Raw genomic sequence first — 17561 nt, forward strand, 5'->3', positions numbered from 1 at the left:
ATAAAGATCAAGACACGACAAAGCATGTCCCGGTGCGTCAGGCGTTGCCGGGAAAGGAACAAGTTGGGTCGAGGATGTCTGTTTTCGATCTGTTTAGCGCGGCGCATACCGCCGGGGTGATGATCAGGAGGCTTCATGTCATCGGACAAGCAGTTACCGTCCACACGTACGACCGAAATTGACAGTATCTGTCAGCGGACCACGGTCATCCCGGTGTTGACCATTCATCGCATCGAAGACGCCGTACCGCTGTGCCGGGCGCTTTACGAAGGCGGGCTTACCGTACTGGAAGTGACCCTGCGCACCGACTGTGCCATGGAAGCGCTTTATCGCCTGCGTGACGAGTTGCCCGAAGCCAGCATCGGTGCCGGCACGGTACTCACACCCGCGCAGTATCGGCGTGCAGAAGATGCCGGTGTGGACTTTGTGGTCACCCCCGGTACTACCGATCGCCTCTACGAGTATGGTATTCAAAGCCCGGTGCCCCTGCTGCCGGGGATTGCAACGGCAACGGAACTCCTGACCGGCTGGCAGTACGGCTATCGTCGCTTCAAGTTCTTCCCGGCCGAGGCCAGTGGCGGTGTTGGCGCACTCAAGGCGCTTGCAGGCCCCCTGGGAGATGTCCAGTTTTGCCCTACCGGGGGCATTACGCCCGACAATGCAGCCAACTATTTAAGGCTTCGCAACGTCATGTGTGTCGGCGGTACCTGGGTGACTCCAAAGGAACTGATTGAAAATGAGGACTGGGACGGCATTCGCGCCATTGCGCGTGAGACCGTGGCCACCATCAAGCACTGAGCACGTTGAATTGGTATCTTGAGTTACCAGACGGCAGGGCATGCATGATCCTGTCGCTACCGGCTCTCTCGGCAGCCTCGGCTGTTGTTTTGCCCGTCTCGTTTGAGGCGGGCTTTTTTTGCGCTGATGGTTGAGAGGTTGCCTTGGCTCCTCCATCAATCATCGGGCGTGCGCAGACAGCTTGTCGTCCTGATCCTGCACCTGGCGTATCTGTCACGCCGGCAGTGCTGCCATTTTTGGCCACCTGCAGGGATGGGGTGAATGACGCATAAAAAAGGCTGCCCCTTCGAAAACGGGCAGCCTCCGATGCGCATGACCAAGGGAGATCAGGGCACGCGATAGGCGCGCACGGCTTCCAGCAGGGCGAACCACTCTGGTCGGCTCAGCGTCAGGCCGGCATCGTGTGCCAGTGCCTGCAGCCGGGCAGGGCGAAGCGTTCCCACCACGGCTCTGGGCTGCCCCGGGATGGTGTGAAGCCAGGCCAGCGCGATACCGGCAGGGCTGACCTGATGGGTGTCGGCCATGGCCTTGAGCATCTGACCCAGCTGGTTTTCAAAAATGCGCCCACCCCATAGTGGCGAACCGGCAAGGCCCGACATGTTGTCGCGGCGCATGCTGTCCCACATGCCATCAAAGAGCATCTGGCTGCGGGCGATCGACATCTCCATCTGCTGACAGGCCAGCGGTGTCTGCATGGCAGCCTGAAGATGCCGCCACTGAGCAGGCAGGAAGTTGGCCACACCAATGCATCCTGCTCGACCGCTCTCGACAATGGCATCCAGCGCCCGTCCGGTAGCCTCAACGTCCATCAGAGGATCAGGGCGCATGAGCATGAGGGTGTTGATCTGCTCTATGCCCAGCTGCTTCAGCGCACGATTGACGACCTCATCGAGATACTCGGGGCGGGTGTCGTAATACTTGGCGCCAAAGCGGTCTTCATTGCGCTGTGCCGGGACCACGCCAACACTCATGTCAAACTGAAGCTGTCGGGCCTGACTTTTCGGGAGCTGCCGGATCGCCTGCCCCAGCAGGCCTTCCTGTCCCTTTTCGAGATCACTGTGGTCGAACTCGCAAAGCCCCTCTTCGAGGCGCTGCTGAAACCAGCTCGCCAGTGCTTCGGGCGTTTGCAGGCTGTCGTAGTACGGTAGCTGGCGCAGACCGATCACAAAGGGCGCGGCTGTCATGCTCATCAGGGTTATTCCCGAGCAGAGGTTTCAGGACTTATGTGCATCGACAGGACGTGCTGTGCCCCGGGAGCAAGCCAGACCGGATCCAGCCGGGTACAGGCCGGTTCGATACAGATGAAGTTCAGGCGTTCACGGTCGGGGATATCGGTCGGCAGCTTGTCGCCCGGATGCCAGACAACGGTTGAGTCGCTGCCCTGCTTGGCGATTCTCAGGCGTCTGTGCCCATCATCAAGCACCAGCGGTCGGCTGGAGTGATGGATGCGATCCAGCGCGCCACGAATTCCCAGTACGCCGGTCTGTTCTGCCTCGGCGTAGTCGGCCAGCTTGTCCAGATAGCGCGCGCCGCCCAGCCCCTCGATACGACACTGGTGGGTGTCCGGAACTGCAAAATAGGCGTGCAGCGCCTGGGTCAGGCGTATCGGTGTTTCGCCGATGTGTTCGGTCACAAGCTCCATGGCCAGACGCTGGGCATTGGCATGAATGATCAAACGAGGCGCCAGGGTGTCATGCAACTGCTCTTCGGGCGAAAGATGAATTTCAACGCCACCTTCCACCCCTTCATCAACGGCGTCGATACGCCAGTTGGCGGTACGAGCAAGGCCGTGCATCGGGCCATTGCCATCTTCGGGCTCGCCAAACCAGGGCCAGCACAGCGGCACACCGCCACGTAAAGCCTCCGGCGATGCCTTGGGCGTGGAGGTGGTCCAGAGCCAGCCGCGATCTCCGACCGGCGCGTAATGCAGCAGATGGCCACCATGGCGGGACAGGACAAGCTGCCCCCAGTCATCGTTGATGACCAGCAGCGAGCGGCCCTGCCAGGTGGCATCACGTTGCCCCTGTGTGGACGACAAAAGCTCGCTCAATGCATCCGGGATCATGTCACCTCCTCGTTGTGCAGTGCTTCGGCGGCGCCCAGCAGTCCGGTCCATTTGGCGGTCACTACCCAGGTCGCAATATCGGCATTGTAGGGGCTCATGCGCCCCTTGTCGGCAAAGGCCTTGCGAAAATCGCTGATCCGAAGCGTATCAAGAATACGAGGCAGAATCCCCCCGCACAGATAAACGCCGCCGCGGGCACCCAGGGTCAGTGCCGCATCGCCGGTGGCATCGCCGAGTATCTTGCAAAACCGCAGGACAGCCTGACGGGCCACCGGGTCTTCTTCACTGCGGGCGGCTTCGCTGACGCAGGCCGGTGTGCTGAGGGCGCAGTCATGGCCTTCGAACTCGCACATGGCAGTGTAGATATCCAGCAGCCCCTGGCCGCACAAAACGCGCTCGATCGAGACGCGGCCATAGCGGCCTCGAAACCACTGTAGCAGGCGAATTTCGAAGTCATCGACCGGTGCGAAGCTGGCATGGCCGCCTTCAGCCGATAGTGGAATCCAGAAGCGCTGGCTGGGCGCCAGGCCTGCCAGCCCAAGGCCGGTGCCCGGACCAATGACCAGACGTGCACGACCGGGCTCGCTGTGGCCGTCGCCCAGGTTGACCAGGTCTTCATCGGGAATATGGGGCAGGCCCAGCGCCATGGCGGTAAAGTCGTTGATGACCTTGAAGTTATCCAGCCCAAGACGTTGTTTCATGTCGCTTTTTGAAAAGCGCCATGGATTGTTGGTCATCTTGATTTCATCATCGTGTACCGGGCAGGCAAAGGCCAGACAGGCTTCGATCGGTCGCTCACCATTAATGCTGGCAAGATAGGCGTTGACCGCATCATCGAGGTTGGCATGATCGGCGCAGGCCAGCGTCTGAATATCGTGCAGATCGAAAGCGCCGGGGGTCACCAGGGCGAAGCGGGCATTGGTGCCACCGATGTCGCCGACCAGGGCGGGGCGTGTCATGGCGGATGGTACTCCTGAAGTTCTATAAGTCTTTGAAACAATTCCTGCTCATCGATGCCGCCAGAATATCAGTCATTAGGGCAACACGCTGACGCGAGGTGGCCACACAGAATAAAACATGTCCTATCGTCAGGACTTTACCGGGTTGCGCCTTGTTTGACACGATTCACCTCTTTTGTAGAAACCATCAGGATGGATCCTCAGTCATGATCGGTCCTGTGATTTATGCGTCTCTTCTCTCAATGAGGACAGGCTCTGGCGTAATCGGTCGTCCCGGGCCAGACTTGTCCGGGCATCACATGACGCCGAATGGAAAAAACAGGGGGTTCGCCCGGGCCATCGCGGACACCTGAATGGGCAGGGCTTTACAACAGGACCATTGAGGTCAGAAAAAATGACCCCACGTTAGACATTCAGGGGCCGAAAACCGAGAGAATTGCGGCTCATTAATCTGTCGGTGATGAGCTTTATCCAAATCGCAGGAGGAGAAAACATGACGCTTCGTGTCGCAATCAACGGGTTCGGACGTATCGGACGTAACACCTTTCGCGCACTTTATGAAAGTGGTTATCGTGACCGTATCGAAGTCGTGGCCATCAATGATCTGGGCGACCCGGCGCTGAACGCGCTGCTGCTTGAAAACGATAGTACGCACGGCCATTTCAATGCCGATATTACCCATGATGATGAAAGTTTTACCGTCAACGGTGACCGTGTTCGCATTCTCTCCGAGCGTGATCCAGCCAAACTTCCGTGGGGCGATCTGAATGTGGATCTGGTCATGGAATGCACGGGTATCTTCACCAAGCGCGAGGCCGCGGCCAAGCATATCGAAGCCGGTGCCAAGCGGGTTCTGATCTCCGGTCCGAGCGGTGATGCCGATGCCACCATCGTCTTCGGTGTCAACGAGCAGGTGCTGGAAGCCGGCCATACGGTGGTTTCCAATGCTTCATGCACTACCAACTGCCTGGCGCCGGTAGCCAAGGCCCTCAACGATACCGTGGGTATCGAGACCGGTCTGATGAATACCATCCACGCCTACACCAACGATCAGAACCTGTCGGACGTTTATCACTCCGACCCGTTCCGCGCCCGCAGCGCGACCCAGTCGATGATTCCGACCAAGACCGGTGCGGCCTCGGCCGTGGCCAAGGTGCTGCCCGAGCTTGATGGCAAGCTGGATGGCTTTGCCATTCGCGTGCCGGTTATCAACGTCTCGGTCGTGGATCTGACCTTTACGGCTTCTCGCGATACCAGCCGTGACGAGATCAATCAAATCATGCGCGATGCTGCCGCGAAGTCGGGTGTTTTGAACATCAACGAGAAGCCGCTGGTCTCGATCGATTTCAACCACAACCCCAGCTCTTCGACCTTTGACACCAACCACACACGTGTCAACGGCCGGCTGGTCAAGGTCATGTCCTGGTACGACAACGAGTGGGGCTTCTCCAACCGTATGCTCGATACGGCACTGGCCATGGGCAAAACCCTCTAATCCGTTTCTCGCAGTACTATTGCAGTACCATTATGGTATCGCGATATCAAAGGACGCCTTCGGGCGTCCTTTTTTGACCCATCATCGTTTTCAAGGAGGAGACATGACACAAACACTATTGGCCTTTGATGTGTACGGCACATTGATCAATCCGAATGCCATGGCTGAGGTGCTGCGGCCCACGCTGGGCGAACAGGCAGAGAGCGTGGCAGCCCAGTGGCGTGCCAGTCAGTTGCAGCTTTCCTTTCGTCGCGGGCTCATGGGACGCTACGTTGAATTCTCGGTTTGTACGCGCGATGCCCTTGACGTAGCCATTGCCGCGCAAGAGGTCAATGTGGACTCAAGTACCCGTGATGACTGGATGGCGGCCTATTCACGCCTGCCCGCCTTTGAAGAAGTCGATGGCGCGCTGGCATCGCTGGTATCTGCCGGCTATCGCTGTGTAGCCTTCTCCAATGGCACTGAAAAGGCCATGCAGGAGGTGCTTCAAAATGCAGGGCTGGCCCATCATTTTGAAGCGCTGGTCAGTGTCGATGACATCAAGCGCTTCAAGCCTGACCCGGTGGTTTATCACCACCTGTCACGCCGCATGAAGGTGGCTCATGACAATGCCTGGCTGGTCTCGAGCAATAACTGGGATATTCAGGGCGCGCGCCATGCCGGTTTGAAGGCCGCCTGGATTCATCGTGACCGAACGGCCCTGATAGAAGACCCGTCCCTGGCCCCCAATCTTGAAGTCGACAAACTGGATGAGCTGACCGATAAGCTTGCGGGCATGCGTTGATATCGGGTAATGATCAGGGCGTTTATCGGCCCTGATTTTCGATGTTGACTGCCCCGGGGAAGACACGGGTGTCGCAGTATGGCGACAATTTAATTGACAAATAACCTGTGTTCTGATCAGTTGGTTATGTTAAGGTTGCGCTCTAAATCACATAAATTGTCAACCTTGAATTAATTATCTGTCCGCGTGCAGCAATGCATCCGAAATGACTGCCGTTCAATGGCAGCAACAGGTCAGCCAGCCATGCCATATGTATCCAGGAAACAATGTGTCAGCGGTGTGCATCAGCTTTTGGGGTCAACACTGAGAGATGCACGTCGGGAACGGCAGGGGCGTATCGTTGGTATTGATCAGACGCGGGAGCATCCGGTCATCGATGTGATCTGGCAGGGACAGCCCCGCGCCGAGCGCATCATCATTACCTGCGATCAGCTTCGCGATCTGGTCAAGGCAAGTCTGGCGCGCGCTGCAACAGATCTGCAAAAGACCACTTCGACAGACATCACAGGCGAGCCGTCACACGATAAAAGCCTGATTCTTCTGACCGAGCAGCGGCGCGCCTGAGTCACCCCAGAAATTTCTGTTCCTGAAAAGGGGCTTCGCCAGTCATGGTGAGGCCCCTTTTCTCATGATGACCATCAACACAATAATATCAGCATGCGTTATGTCTTCTTATACTGATAACAACAATGAGGTCACATAACGCGTTTATAACAGCACAGGGGAATTTCATGAGAACCATGTTTCTGGGACTCGGCATGGGATTGATGCTGGCCAGCGTCAATACCTGGGGGGATGAGGGCACTCCGGGGCGAATGGGCCCGAAGGTTGAAACGCAGACGCTGACCTATAGCGTGGACGGCGAGCAGTACACCGGTTATCTGGCCCGTGATACCGAGAAGGAGGGCAAGCGCCCGCTGGTACTGGTGGTCCACGAGTGGTGGGGGCTGAGCGACTACATTCGACATCGTACCGAGCAGCTGGCTGCGCTGGGCTATGTGGCCTTTGCCGTCGACATGTATGGCAGTGGCAAAACGGCCACGCATCCTGATGAGGCCGGCAGCTTTTCAAAGGCGGTCATGAGTGACTGGCCCGGTGCTCGCCACAATCTCGAAACGGCTATCGACGCCCTCAGGGACCAGCAGGGAGTGGATGCCTCGCGGATGGCCATCATCGGCTACTGTTTCGGCGGCGGTATCGCCCTCAATGCCGCGCTTGATGGCATGCCGTTCAAGGCAGCGGTCAGCTTTCACGGCAGTCCGGGGCAGGTGGTGGAAACCCCCAGCCATTTTGATGGGCGGGTCATCATTCAGAATGGCCTGAATGATCAGATGGTGGCGCAGTCGGCGCTCAAGTCACTGCTGGAGACCTTTGAGAGTGTGGAGACCGATGCCACGCTGATTCAGTACCCCGATGCCATGCACGCCTTTGCCAATCCGTATGCCGATGCAAAGGCTCGGGAGTTCGATTTGCCGCTGGCCTACAATGCTGCAGCCGATGCTGCCAGCTGGCAGGTCATGCTCAACGTGTTCAACAAGGTGTTTGCCGCGCCGCAGGCCAGCGCCAAGTAGATCAGCGCCACTCGTTAAAAGGGGCCGGCACGGTGCATACCGTGCCGGCCCCTTTTTCTGATCGCCTTGCGGACTACTGAGGCAGTGACAGAATGCGGCGTGCGAGATGAATCATGCTCGGATCGCCGGTGTTCTTGGCGCGAATATCGGAGAGCTTGACGACCGGCAGCCACTGATCCCCTTCGGGGCGGGTTTCGGTCATCTTGACCACCATGTTCATCGGCTTGAGGCCGACATCATTGGTGAAATTGGTACCGATACCGAACGACATGCCGATGCGGCCTTCACAAAAGCGGGTGATTTTCTCGACCTTGTGGGTGTCGAGAGCGTCGGAAAAGATGATGGTCTTGCTGCGCGGGTCGATGCCGTAGTGCTCGTAGTGATCGATGGTGGCCTTGGCGAATTCGATGGGGTCACCGCTGTCATGACGAATCCCGTCAAACAGCTTGGCAAACATCTTGTCGAAGCCTTCAAAAAAGACCTGCGTGGTGAAGGTGTCCGACAGCGCGATGCCCAGGTCGCCACGATAGACCTCGACCCAGTTCTCCAGTGCCAGGGTATTGGCCATCTTGAAGCCAAAACGGGCGGCGTGGAACATGAACCACTCGTGAGCATGCGTGCCCAGCGGCTTGACCCCGTGGCGATGGGCCATGTGCACGTTGCTGGTGCCGGTAAAGGTGCTGCCGCCGTAGCGCTTGAGGGTGCTGACCACCAGGTCGTGCACCTCGTAGGAGTGACGCCTGCGGGTGCCGAACTCGGCAATGCGCACGCCCAGTTCGCCGTAGTGCTCGATCTTTTCGCGCGTGCGCTGGGCGACCAGCTCATCGCTGTCGCGCTGTTCTTCGAGCATCTCGTACCAGATCTGACTGATCAGCGTCATCAGCGGCACTTCCCAGAGAATGGTGCGATACCACAGTCCCTCGATGGTGACGCTGAGCACTTCGCCCTGCTGATCGATGGTGACCTCATGGGGCTTGTAACGAAAGCCCTCCAGAAAATCATGATAGGTCGGGTCGAGATAGGGGCAGGTGATCTCCAGAAAATGGCGTTCCTCGCTGGTCAGCCGCAGTGCGGCCATGGCATCTACCTGCTCCCTGAGCCGTTCGCCAAAGCCGGGCGGGAAGGCATGCTCGCCACGATTGATAAAGCTGTAGCGTGCATGAGCGTTGGGAAACAGTTTCACCACGGCGTTTTGCATGGTGAACTTGTAGAAGTCATTATCAAGGATCGAATGCAGCATTGAGCGAGTCGGCATCTCTGTTGATGACCATTTAAACGATAGCTTGACAGCATAGCGCAGCCGCTACGCTGACTCCATCCCGAAGCGTTGACACAAGGCCTGACCCTGGCGCGTCAGGACCTTCTATTCTTTACCCCTGTCACTATCCTGTACCGCTATCACTATCCTGTACCCCTATCATGCATCTGGCTGGAGAAGCGCCATGAGTCTCGATATTCGCGATATCGGTGCAATGGCCGATATCGATGCGCAGCAATGGAATGCGCTGGCAGGTTCGGATTATCCCTTCATCCGTCATGAATTTCTCAACGCTCTGGAAGTGACCGGGGCTGTCTGTGCGCGCACCGGCTGGACCCCGCATCATCTGACGATCTGGCAGGGCGATCGGCTGGTCGGCGCCATGCCGCGTTATCTCAAGGATCACTCCTGGGGCGAGTATGTCTTTGACTGGCAGTGGGCCGATGCCTGGGAGCGGGCCGGCGGCGAGTACTATCCAAAGCAGTTGAGCGCCATTCCCTTTACACCGGCCACCGGTCCACGCCTGCTGCTCGCCGACAACATCGATACCGATGATGCCCTGATCATGATGGCCGAGCATCTTGAAAGTACGGGGCTGTTGTCATGGCATCTGCTGTTTCCGGAAGCGGCGCTGGCGCATCAATGGCGCCAGCACTGGCCCGAGCTGCTCGAGCGCAGCGGCATGCAGTATCACTGGTTTGATCGTGACTATGGCGATTTCGAGGGGTTTCTGGGGGCCATGACCTCGAAACGGCGCAAGGAAGTGCGCCGGGAGCGGCGCCGCGTGGCCGAGCAGGGACTGAGCATGCGACGTCTGGTGGGGCGAGACATCGACCGGACTGCCATCAAGCACTTTTATCGCTGTTATCAGATTACTTATATGGAGCATGGCCAGCGCGGCTATCTGGACATCAATTTCTTCTACCGTTTGCTGCAGGACATGCCCGATGCCCTGGTACTGATTCAGGCGCTGGATGAAACATCGCGACCCGTGGCCGCAGCGCTGTGTCTGCGCGGGTCGACTACGCTCTATGGACGCTACTGGGGCAGCGAGGTCGAGGCCAGCTGCCTGCATTTCGAAGCCTGCTACTATCAGGGTATCGAGCACTGTCTGGCCGCCGGGCTGTCACGTTTTGATCCGGGCACCCAGGGAGAGCACAAGATTGCCCGGGGTTTTGAGCCGATTGCCATCCGCTCACTGCACTGGCTGGCCCATGACGGGTTTCGCGATGCCGTGGCGGAGTTTCTGGGGCGAGAAGACACCGCCATGCAACAGATGCGCCTCGAAGCAGCTGCCATGCTGCCCTTTCGACGCGAGCGCTGATCGTTTGACATGCAAGCCACTGATCCTCGGTGGTGACCGATTTCCTGTATTCATGTCGTGGAGAAATAATGAAAATCTTGTATCGCAGTATGTGGATGGCAGCCTGTCTGGCGCTGGCGGGCGGGGGTATGGCGCCGATGGTGCAGGCTCAGTCAGGGGGTCAGAACGCGCCTCAGCAGCAACCGGGCGACATTACCGACCACGAAGATCAGACGCTTCTGGAAACGCTCAAGGCCAACGGCGATTTCACTACGCTGGTGAAGGCCCTCAATGAAGCCGGCATGAGTGACATGCTTGACGACAACGGTCCCTACACCATCTTTGCACCGACCGATGAAGCCTTCGCGCGGCTGCCTCAGAGCGAACGTCAGGCGCTGCTTGGCGGGGAACACGAGGAGTGGCTTGAAAAGGTGTTGAAGTATCACATGCTGCCGGGCACGGTGCCGGCCAGTGAGTTCAGGGTGTTGGGCCGCCCCCAGGCCCTGGTGGGACAGCTCGGTCTGGACGTGCAGGACGGCCAGTACCGGGTCAACGATATTCCCGTCGATCGACAGGAAATTCGCGCGCACAATGGCATTATTCATCCCATCAAGGGCGTGCTGACCCCCTGGGATGCCACCGGTCTGCGGCCGGATTCCTGAGCCTCGGGACCTCTAGCCCAGCGGCCCCTGCATCAGCGGTGACAGTGCCGTATCAGGGGCACTGATCAAAAGAGCGATGCCCAAAAGCGTGATCAGCGCACCGCCCAGCAGGGCGAGAAGATACCCCAGCCCCAGAGGGCGTCGCTGATCGGTTCGCTGAAAAAGATGGGTCATTAGTCTGCGGGCCATTACCGTCAGGGCGGCCAGAACGGAGGTCGACAGCGCCGTGCCCACTGACATGGCCAGTACCGCCAGCACCCCGGCCCACCAGAAGCCCAGCATGGCCGCGACGCCAAGCACCATGACTGCGCCACTGCATGGGCGCAGGCTGATTGAAAGGATGGCCGCTGTCATCTCGCGCCAGCGTCGGCCGCTGGTCATGGGGTCAATGTGGTAGGTTCGCCCGCAGTGACAGGGGCCATTGCCGACGTGGTTCAACGGCGTCACAACGCTGGTTCCGGCAGGCTGTGTCGGGGTCAGCCGCAGGATGCCGGGCTGAACGGTATCCTCGGATGATGCCGACAGGGGCGCCTTGCTCTGAAGGCCGCGACCGGCGCGCACCATGAGCCAGAGCCCCAGTGCCGTGACAGCGGCAAAGCTTGCCTTCTCGATCCAGACGGTGCCGGCCATCGCCTCCCGGGTCAGCCAGCCAAATCCCAGTACCAGAATCGTGACCATGACAATGGCTACCACGCCCTGAAGCAGGGCAGCGCTGGCGGTCATGATCAGCCCCCGCAGCAGGGCCGCGCGCTGGGTCAGCAGATAGGTCGCCACGACCGCCTTGCCATGACCGGGTCCGAGGGCGTGAAAAACGCCATAGCCCAGGCTCAGCACGATCAGATCCAGCCAGTCCCCTGCGCCTTCACGCCGGGAGAGCGCCATCATGGCGCTGGCCAGCCCCCGATGCAGCGTACGCTGCTGTGTGATGATCTCACCGACCAGCGGTTGCCAGAGTCCCTGACCGATCGTCGACAGCAGCAGCCCCGCCAGTACGATGACAGCAAGCGTTATCCACACCGGTTTCAAATATCCTGACACTTGATCACTCCGGTGTCGGCAAAAAGCCGGCCAATGCCCTCGGGCGTCTCTCCGGTCACATCAATGGCGGATACGTCGGCCACGACGGCAGGGTCCGGGTCGGCGTGTATCACCTCGCCATGACACTGCGAGGGGCATTGACCAGTTCAATGGGCCGCTCGGTCTGATCGTCATACAAAAACTCGATGAAATAGGTGTCATCGTAGACTTTCCAGCGAAGCGCATCGCTCAGCGGCTGCGGCTCGGCCAGCGTCACAATGAAGGAAAACTCGACCCGATTGTCGTTCAGGCGGGTGGTGTAGTCCTCGATGCCTCTCAGGGGTATTTCCTGCTCTCCATCGTACACATGGGTCAGGTAATGCTGGGTGGCCAGATTGACCGCGATCTCGTGGCCGAGCGCATCCAAACGCTGTGCCATGCTCTCGTCACCTGCCACGCCTTCCAGACCCTCCACCATGGTCAGGCTCTGAAACGGGTCCATCTTCCATGACTGCTCAAGCGCCGTGACCCGTTGCTGATCATCGACCATGACCGTGACGCGGTAATCGATCCAGCCGTGAGGGTGCGCCATGGCCGAGGCTGCTACCAACAAGATGACACCCCCTGTCAGCAGGACAGATACTCGCCTGAAACGCCGGGAATTCATGAGCACGCTTTTGCCTCTTCCAGTAACCGAAATGGCATGTTGCCCCAGCTCTGCGGGGGTTGCGAGAGATAACATCTACAGCCGGGCGTGGTTCATCAGGATGGATTAAGCAACCAGGGGTTTCTTTTTTAACCGTGGTTAAATAGGATTTCATGACGATACCGCCAGGGGAGATTCGTCATGATAAAAGAGATAAACGCGGCCACGATGATGGCGGCGCGCCGCCGGTTGTCAGCGGCTCGGGCCGTGGCGGTCTGGGTGGTGCCGGCGCTGATGCTGATGTCCGGTGCAACGCTGGCCCACGAGCGCAGGACGGTAGTGGCAAGCTTCACGATCATGGCGGACATGGCCCGTCAGGTGGCCGGCGACGAGCTGGAAGTGATTTCCATTGTGCCGCCTGGCGCCGAAATTCATGAATATGCGCCCACCCCGCGCGATATCCTCAAGGCCCGACGGGCCGATCTCATCCTCTACAACGGCATGGGGCTCGAGCGCTGGTTTCAGCGTTTTTATCAGGGCATGGACAATGTGCCTGTCGCCGTACTGACCGAGGGTATCGAACCGATTGGTCTGGGCGAAGGGCCTTACAGCGGCCATCCCAATCCTCACGCCTGGATGACCCCGCAAAACGGCCTGATCTACGTCGAGAACATTCGCCGGGCGCTGGTCGCGCTGGACCCGGCTCGGGTGGCGACTTACAACCGCAACGCCAAAGCCTACAGCGACCGGCTTGCAGCGCTGGACCAGGCGCTCAGGGACGCCTTTGCACGCATTCCCGACGCGCAGCGCACGCTGGCGACCTGTGAAGGTGCCTTTTCCTACCTGACCCGGGAATATGACTTTCGGGAACGTTTCCTCTGGTCGGTCAACGCAGAGCAGGAGGGAACACCGCAACAGGTGCGTCGCTTGATCGATGACCTCAACGCCGATGATGTACCGGTGACCTTTTGTGAAAGCACGGTCAATGACCGGGCGATGAAGCAGGTGACCTCTGAAACCGGCGCGCGCTACGGCGGTACGTTGTATGTCGACTCACTGACCCGTGACGACGGTCCGGTCCCCGATTACGAAACACTTTTGCGTTACAACGCAGAGCAGATACAAAAGGGGTTTGGCCTTGAGTAACCTGACTCAATATGACGGTGCCGCTATCGAGGTGTCGCGTACCAGTGTGCGCTATCCCGATGGGCATCTGGGGATCCAGGAGATTTCTCTGGCCCTGCCGGGTGCCAGTATCTGTGCCCTGATCGGTCCCAACGGCAGCGGCAAGTCCACCCTGTGTCGAACCATTTTAGGGTTTACGCGCCCGACCAGTGGCCGGGTGCGGCTTCTGCGGATGACCGTGCGCCAGGCCCAGAGGCGCAATCTGGTCGCCTATGTGCCCCAGGCCGAGGAGGTGGACTGGCAGTTTCCGGTGTCGGTGCGCGATGTGGTCATGATGGGACGCCAGGGTCAGATGAACTGGCTGCGTATTCCGTCGGCGACTGACCGGCGCTGCGTGGAAGAGGCGATGGCCCGCATGGAAATTACCGATCTGGCGCAGCGCCAGATCGGCATGCTCTCGGGAGGGCAGAAAAAACGCGTATTTCTGGCTCGGGCGCTGGCTCAGGGGAGCCGTATTCTGGTGCTCGATGAGCCCTTTACCGGCGTGGATGCCCATACCGAGCAGGGCATCATGGCGCTGATCCGCGGGCTGCGCGATGAAGGCGTGACCGTGTTGATCGTGACGCATGCACTGTCCAGCGTGCCGCAGTACTGCGATCACGTCGCCATGGTCTCAAGACGGCTCGTCGCTTTCGGGCCGGTATCCACGACCTTTACCCAGCGCCACCTGGCAGCCACCTTCGGCGACGTCATGGCCGAGACGGTGTTGTCGGCTACCGATACCAAGGCCAGCGTGCGCGCTGCGTCATGGAGTCTGTCATGAGCAGTGATCCGATCGCCTGGCTGCTGGCGCCGTTTGATTATCAGTTCATGACGCGCGGCATTCTGGTTGGCACGCTGATCGGGGCGGTCTGCGGCTGGCTTTCCTGCTATGTGGTGCTCAAGGGCTGGTCACTTCTGGGGGACGCCCTTTCTCATGCCGTGGTACCGGGTATTGCGATTGCCTATGCGCTGGGCCTGCCGTTTGCGCCGGCGGCCTTTATCAGCGCCTTGCTGGCGGTTGGCGGCATCGGGCTGATCAAGGGGCAGGGTGCCCTGAAAAGTGATGCTGCCATTGGCGTGGTCTTCTCTGCCTTTCTGGCGCTGGGGCTGGTACTGATCTCGCTCAATCCCGGGGGTGTGCAGCTCACCACAATTCTTTTCGGTAACCTGCTGGGCATCGGGGACAGTGAGACCGTTCAACTGATCATCATCTCGCTGGTCTGCATCGTGGCGCTGTCACTGCGCTGGAAGGATCTGATGCTGTACTGCTTCGATGAAGGTCACGCCCGGGTGATGGGCCTGAATACCGTCTGGCTCAATGTTCTGTTGCTGTCGATGCTCTCGCTGATGACGGTAGGGGCATTACAGGCCGTGGGCGCGCTGCTGGTGGTAGCGATGCTGATTACGCCCGGTGCCTGTGCCTGGCTGCTCACGGATCGTTTCGGCCACATGCTGTGGCTGGCGCCGCTGATCGGGGCGCTGTGCGCCTTTACGGGCAGCTGGGCGAGCTATTTCATGGACAGCTCGGTAGGTGGTGCCATCGTGCTGCTGCAGACGCTGTGCTTTTTGATCATTCTGGTGCTGGCGCCGCGTCATGGGCTGCTGGCCCGGCGACGTCGTCCGGCACCGGATGCCGCCAGTGAGGAGTGGCCATGAGTTCATTCAACGAGACGCTGACACTGCTGTTGCTGCCACTGACACTGGATTTCATGCGCCAGGCGCTGTGGATGGGACTGCTGGTGGGGACGGTCTGTGCCGTGCTGTCGTGTCTGATCGTGTTGAAGGGCTGGTCGCTGGTCGGAGATGCGGCCTCCCATGCGGTGGTGCCCGGCATTGTGCTGGCCTGGCTGGCCGGGATTCCCATGGTGATCGGCGCGCTGGCCAGCGCCCTGTGCTGTCTGCTGGGCGCCGGTCTGATTGAGCGACACTGCCGCATCCGCCCTGATGCGGTGCTGGGCATTGCCTTTACCGGTTTTCTGGCGCTGGGCATGGTACTGGTCGCCATGGTGCCCTCGGAGGTGCATTTCGTGCACATTCTGCTGGGCAACCTGCTGGGGATCGAGGCCTCGACGCGCTATCAGCTCATCGCTACCGGCATTGTCGTACTGGCCGTTGTGGCGCTTAAATTCAGCGATCTTCGGCTCTATTGCTTTGACCCGCAGCAGGCGCAGGTGGTGGGGCTTGATACTCGCCGCCTGCAGTTGCTGCTGACGGTTTTGCTGACACTGGCCACCGTCATGGCGCTTCAGGCCGTGGGCGTTGTATTGGTCATTGCCATGCTGGTCACGCCAGGCTGCACGGCCTTTTTGCTGACCCGCCGACTTGCCGCGATGATGATGGTGGCCTCGGCAAGCACCTGGCTTTCGGTGTTTGCAGGCGTGATGGTGAGCTTTCATGTAGACGTCGAAACGGGCGGTGTCATCGTGCTCATCCAGGCGTTTTTGTTCCTGCTGGCCTTCCTTTTTGCCCCCGGCCGCGGCGTGCTCTTTCAGAAGATACGCGTCCGGCGCGCCATTCGCGCCGACAGGGTGGCCGCTCGAAAACAGGAGGAGGTGGCCTCGTCACATCCCGTCTAGACTGTCAGCCACATGTTCTGCGCTGTACAAGGAGAGTGGCATGCGCTGGTATCCCCTGAAGCTGACGTCCTTTTATGCGCCCCATGTCTTTGGGGGACGGCAGATAGAGCAGGTGCTGGGCCGTCAGGGGCTGCCGGAGGGCCGGGTTGCTGAAAGCTGGGAAAGCAGCGATATCGAGGGCAAGGGCGCGCGGGTCACCAACGGTGAACTGGCCGGACAGTCCCTGCACGCCCTGGTCGAGCAGTACCCCGAGGCACTGGTAGGCGAGGACTTTGACGGGCCGCATTTCCCGGTACTGGCCAAGTTCATTGATGCCACCGGCATGCTGCCGGTTCATCTGCACGCCAACGGTCCCACTGCCCGGCGCAAGGGCACCTGGTCACACGGCAAGACCGAGGCCTGGCACATCCTGCATGCCGCACCGGGTGCCACGCTGCTGGCCGGCGTCAAGGAGGGTGTGGATCGTGACACGCTGCGCACGGCACTCCTGGAAGATCGCTTTGATGACGTGATGCATCGCATCGAGATTCGTCCCGGCGATACGCTTTACGTGCAGGCAGGGCTTTTGCACAGCTTTGGCCCGGAGACGTTGCTCTATGAAGTGCAGCAGCAGGCCGATCATCAGCAGCACGCCATGTCCTGGCAGATGGAAGATGGCAGCGAGATCAGCCATGCGCAGCGCCAGGCCAATATCGAGGCCCTGCTCGAGGAGATCGATCTCTCACTGCAGACCACCCCTTCAACGCCTCTGAGCGTACATGAAGCCGCCGGGGTGGAGCGGCGTTTTTGCTGCGCGGGTCCCTTCTTTGCACTCGAGCGCGTGTTGATCGATACCGTCTATATCCGGTCGATTGATCGCGCCACGCTGGTGTCCAATTTAGGCGCCCCCTTTACCCTGCATGCCAATGGTGAGGCCGTCCTCCTTGAGCGCGGCGAGTCCGTGCTGTTGCCGGCGGCGCTGGGCGAGGCCACACTTGAAGGTCGCGCCGATGTCCTGATGAGTTACGTCCCCGATCTTCAGGCACTGAAGGCTCTGCTTGAGGACGCGGGAGCGACGGCCGATGAGCTTGAGCGCCTTGGTGATATCGACGGAACCGAACCGCTTTGACCGGTAGCAAGAGGAGCATTCGATTGTCCAAAAAGAGACCGGGATTGCTCACCAATATGCCGCAAACAGCGTTTCTTTTGCCTGGATTTTTAATCCAGATCAACTTGTTTACAAAGATTACAAAATTGGTAACAGCGCCCTTAAAAGGGCTT

At 59.5% G+C, this 17561-nt stretch carries 18 protein-coding genes; 12 read left to right on the forward strand and 6 right to left on the reverse strand.

Annotation, left to right across the window (positions count from 1 at the left end; genetic code table 11):
* Positions 1-135: 135 nt before the first annotated feature.
* Entirely contained in the window at positions 136-798 is a 663-nt protein-coding gene (locus Q0931_RS01630) for a bifunctional 4-hydroxy-2-oxoglutarate aldolase/2-dehydro-3-deoxy-phosphogluconate aldolase (RefSeq protein WP_108843099.1), read from the forward strand.
* 326 nt (positions 799-1124) lie between these two features.
* Here Q0931_RS01630 and Q0931_RS01635 read toward each other — a convergent pair whose 3' ends face one another.
* Genes Q0931_RS01635 through glk form a run of 3 tightly spaced genes read right to left on the reverse strand, consistent with a single transcriptional unit; the run spans position 1125 to position 3822 of the window.
* Positions 1125-1988 (reverse strand): aldo/keto reductase, encoded by an 864-nt coding sequence (locus Q0931_RS01635; protein ID WP_299256603.1) that lies wholly within the window; start codon positions 1986-1988, stop codon positions 1125-1127.
* Between the two features lie 5 nt (positions 1989-1993).
* On the reverse strand, positions 1994-2863 hold the full coding sequence (locus Q0931_RS01640) for a D-hexose-6-phosphate mutarotase (RefSeq protein ID WP_299256605.1): 870 nt from the start codon (positions 2861-2863) through the stop codon (positions 1994-1996).
* Positions 2860-3822, reverse strand: a complete 963-nt coding sequence (gene glk / locus Q0931_RS01645; RefSeq protein ID WP_299256607.1) for a glucokinase — start codon at positions 3820-3822, stop codon at positions 2860-2862. The genes Q0931_RS01640 and glk overlap by 4 nt, the downstream gene beginning before the upstream one ends.
* Before the next feature lie 493 nt (positions 3823-4315).
* On the opposite strand from glk, the gene gap reads away from it, so the two are divergent.
* The 4 genes from gap to Q0931_RS01665 all read left to right on the forward strand — a co-directional run bounded on the left by gap (position 4316) and on the right by Q0931_RS01665 (position 7672).
* Positions 4316-5317: a type I glyceraldehyde-3-phosphate dehydrogenase gene (gap, locus tag Q0931_RS01650; RefSeq protein ID WP_299256609.1), complete on the forward strand. Its 1002-nt coding sequence runs from the start codon at positions 4316-4318 to the stop codon at positions 5315-5317.
* A 103-nt stretch (positions 5318-5420) separates the two neighbouring features.
* The gene (locus tag Q0931_RS01655) at positions 5421-6101 is read left to right on the forward strand and encodes a haloacid dehalogenase type II (RefSeq protein ID WP_299256611.1); all 681 of its coding nucleotides are present in this window, start codon (positions 5421-5423) and stop codon (positions 6099-6101) included.
* Between the two features lie 243 nt (positions 6102-6344).
* Positions 6345-6665 carry a hypothetical protein gene (locus tag Q0931_RS01660; protein WP_299256613.1) on the forward strand — a complete coding sequence of 107 codons (321 nt, stop codon included), beginning with the start codon at positions 6345-6347 and terminating at the stop codon, positions 6663-6665.
* 167 nt (positions 6666-6832) lie between these two features.
* Positions 6833-7672: a dienelactone hydrolase family protein gene (locus tag Q0931_RS01665; protein WP_299256615.1), complete on the forward strand. Its 840-nt coding sequence runs from the start codon at positions 6833-6835 to the stop codon at positions 7670-7672.
* A gap of 73 nt (positions 7673-7745) precedes the next feature.
* On the opposite strand, the gene pncB is transcribed toward Q0931_RS01665, so the two are convergent.
* The gene (gene pncB / locus Q0931_RS01670; RefSeq protein ID WP_299257239.1) at positions 7746-8912 is read right to left on the reverse strand and encodes a nicotinate phosphoribosyltransferase; all 1167 of its coding nucleotides are present in this window, start codon (positions 8910-8912) and stop codon (positions 7746-7748) included.
* A gap of 202 nt (positions 8913-9114) precedes the next feature.
* Between pncB and Q0931_RS01675 the strand changes: the two genes are divergently transcribed.
* Both Q0931_RS01675 and Q0931_RS01680 read left to right on the forward strand, forming a co-directional pair.
* Positions 9115-10254 (forward strand): GNAT family N-acetyltransferase, encoded by a 1140-nt coding sequence (locus tag Q0931_RS01675; RefSeq protein WP_299256617.1) that lies wholly within the window; start codon positions 9115-9117, stop codon positions 10252-10254.
* A gap of 68 nt (positions 10255-10322) precedes the next feature.
* Positions 10323-10895, forward strand: a complete 573-nt coding sequence (locus Q0931_RS01680; RefSeq protein ID WP_299256619.1) for a fasciclin domain-containing protein — start codon at positions 10323-10325, stop codon at positions 10893-10895.
* 12 nt (positions 10896-10907) lie between these two features.
* On the opposite strand, the gene Q0931_RS01685 is transcribed toward Q0931_RS01680, so the two are convergent.
* Together Q0931_RS01685 and Q0931_RS01690 are read right to left on the reverse strand one after the other, a co-directional pair.
* Positions 10908-11933 carry a nickel/cobalt transporter gene (locus Q0931_RS01685; protein ID WP_299256621.1) on the reverse strand — a complete coding sequence of 342 codons (1026 nt, stop codon included), beginning with the start codon at positions 11931-11933 and terminating at the stop codon, positions 10908-10910.
* A gap of 109 nt (positions 11934-12042) precedes the next feature.
* Complete coding sequence (locus Q0931_RS01690; RefSeq protein WP_299256623.1) at positions 12043-12525, reverse strand: DUF1007 family protein; 483 nt, start codon at positions 12523-12525, stop codon at positions 12043-12045.
* 234 nt (positions 12526-12759) lie between these two features.
* Between Q0931_RS01690 and Q0931_RS01695 the strand changes: the two genes are divergently transcribed.
* From Q0931_RS01695 to Q0931_RS01715, 5 genes are read left to right on the forward strand one after another with little or no spacing between them, the layout of a single operon-like run.
* Complete coding sequence (locus tag Q0931_RS01695; protein WP_299256625.1) at positions 12760-13704, forward strand: metal ABC transporter substrate-binding protein; 945 nt, start codon at positions 12760-12762, stop codon at positions 13702-13704.
* Positions 13697-14506 (forward strand): metal ABC transporter ATP-binding protein, encoded by an 810-nt coding sequence (locus tag Q0931_RS01700; protein WP_299256627.1) that lies wholly within the window; start codon positions 13697-13699, stop codon positions 14504-14506. Before Q0931_RS01695 ends, Q0931_RS01700 begins: the two co-directional genes overlap by 8 nt.
* Positions 14503-15381, forward strand: a complete 879-nt coding sequence (locus tag Q0931_RS01705) for a metal ABC transporter permease (RefSeq protein WP_299256629.1) — start codon at positions 14503-14505, stop codon at positions 15379-15381. Before Q0931_RS01700 ends, Q0931_RS01705 begins: the two co-directional genes overlap by 4 nt.
* Complete coding sequence (locus tag Q0931_RS01710) at positions 15378-16301, forward strand: metal ABC transporter permease (protein ID WP_299256631.1); 924 nt, start codon at positions 15378-15380, stop codon at positions 16299-16301. The genes Q0931_RS01705 and Q0931_RS01710 overlap by 4 nt, the downstream gene beginning before the upstream one ends.
* 40 nt (positions 16302-16341) lie before the next feature.
* The gene (locus tag Q0931_RS01715; protein ID WP_299256633.1) at positions 16342-17409 is read left to right on the forward strand and encodes a hypothetical protein; all 1068 of its coding nucleotides are present in this window, start codon (positions 16342-16344) and stop codon (positions 17407-17409) included.
* The last annotated feature ends 152 nt before the right edge of the window (positions 17410-17561 follow it).

The sequence above is a fragment of the uncultured Kushneria sp. genome, from assembly GCF_947497025.1.
Taxonomy (GTDB): Bacteria; Pseudomonadota; Gammaproteobacteria; order Pseudomonadales; family Halomonadaceae; genus Kushneria.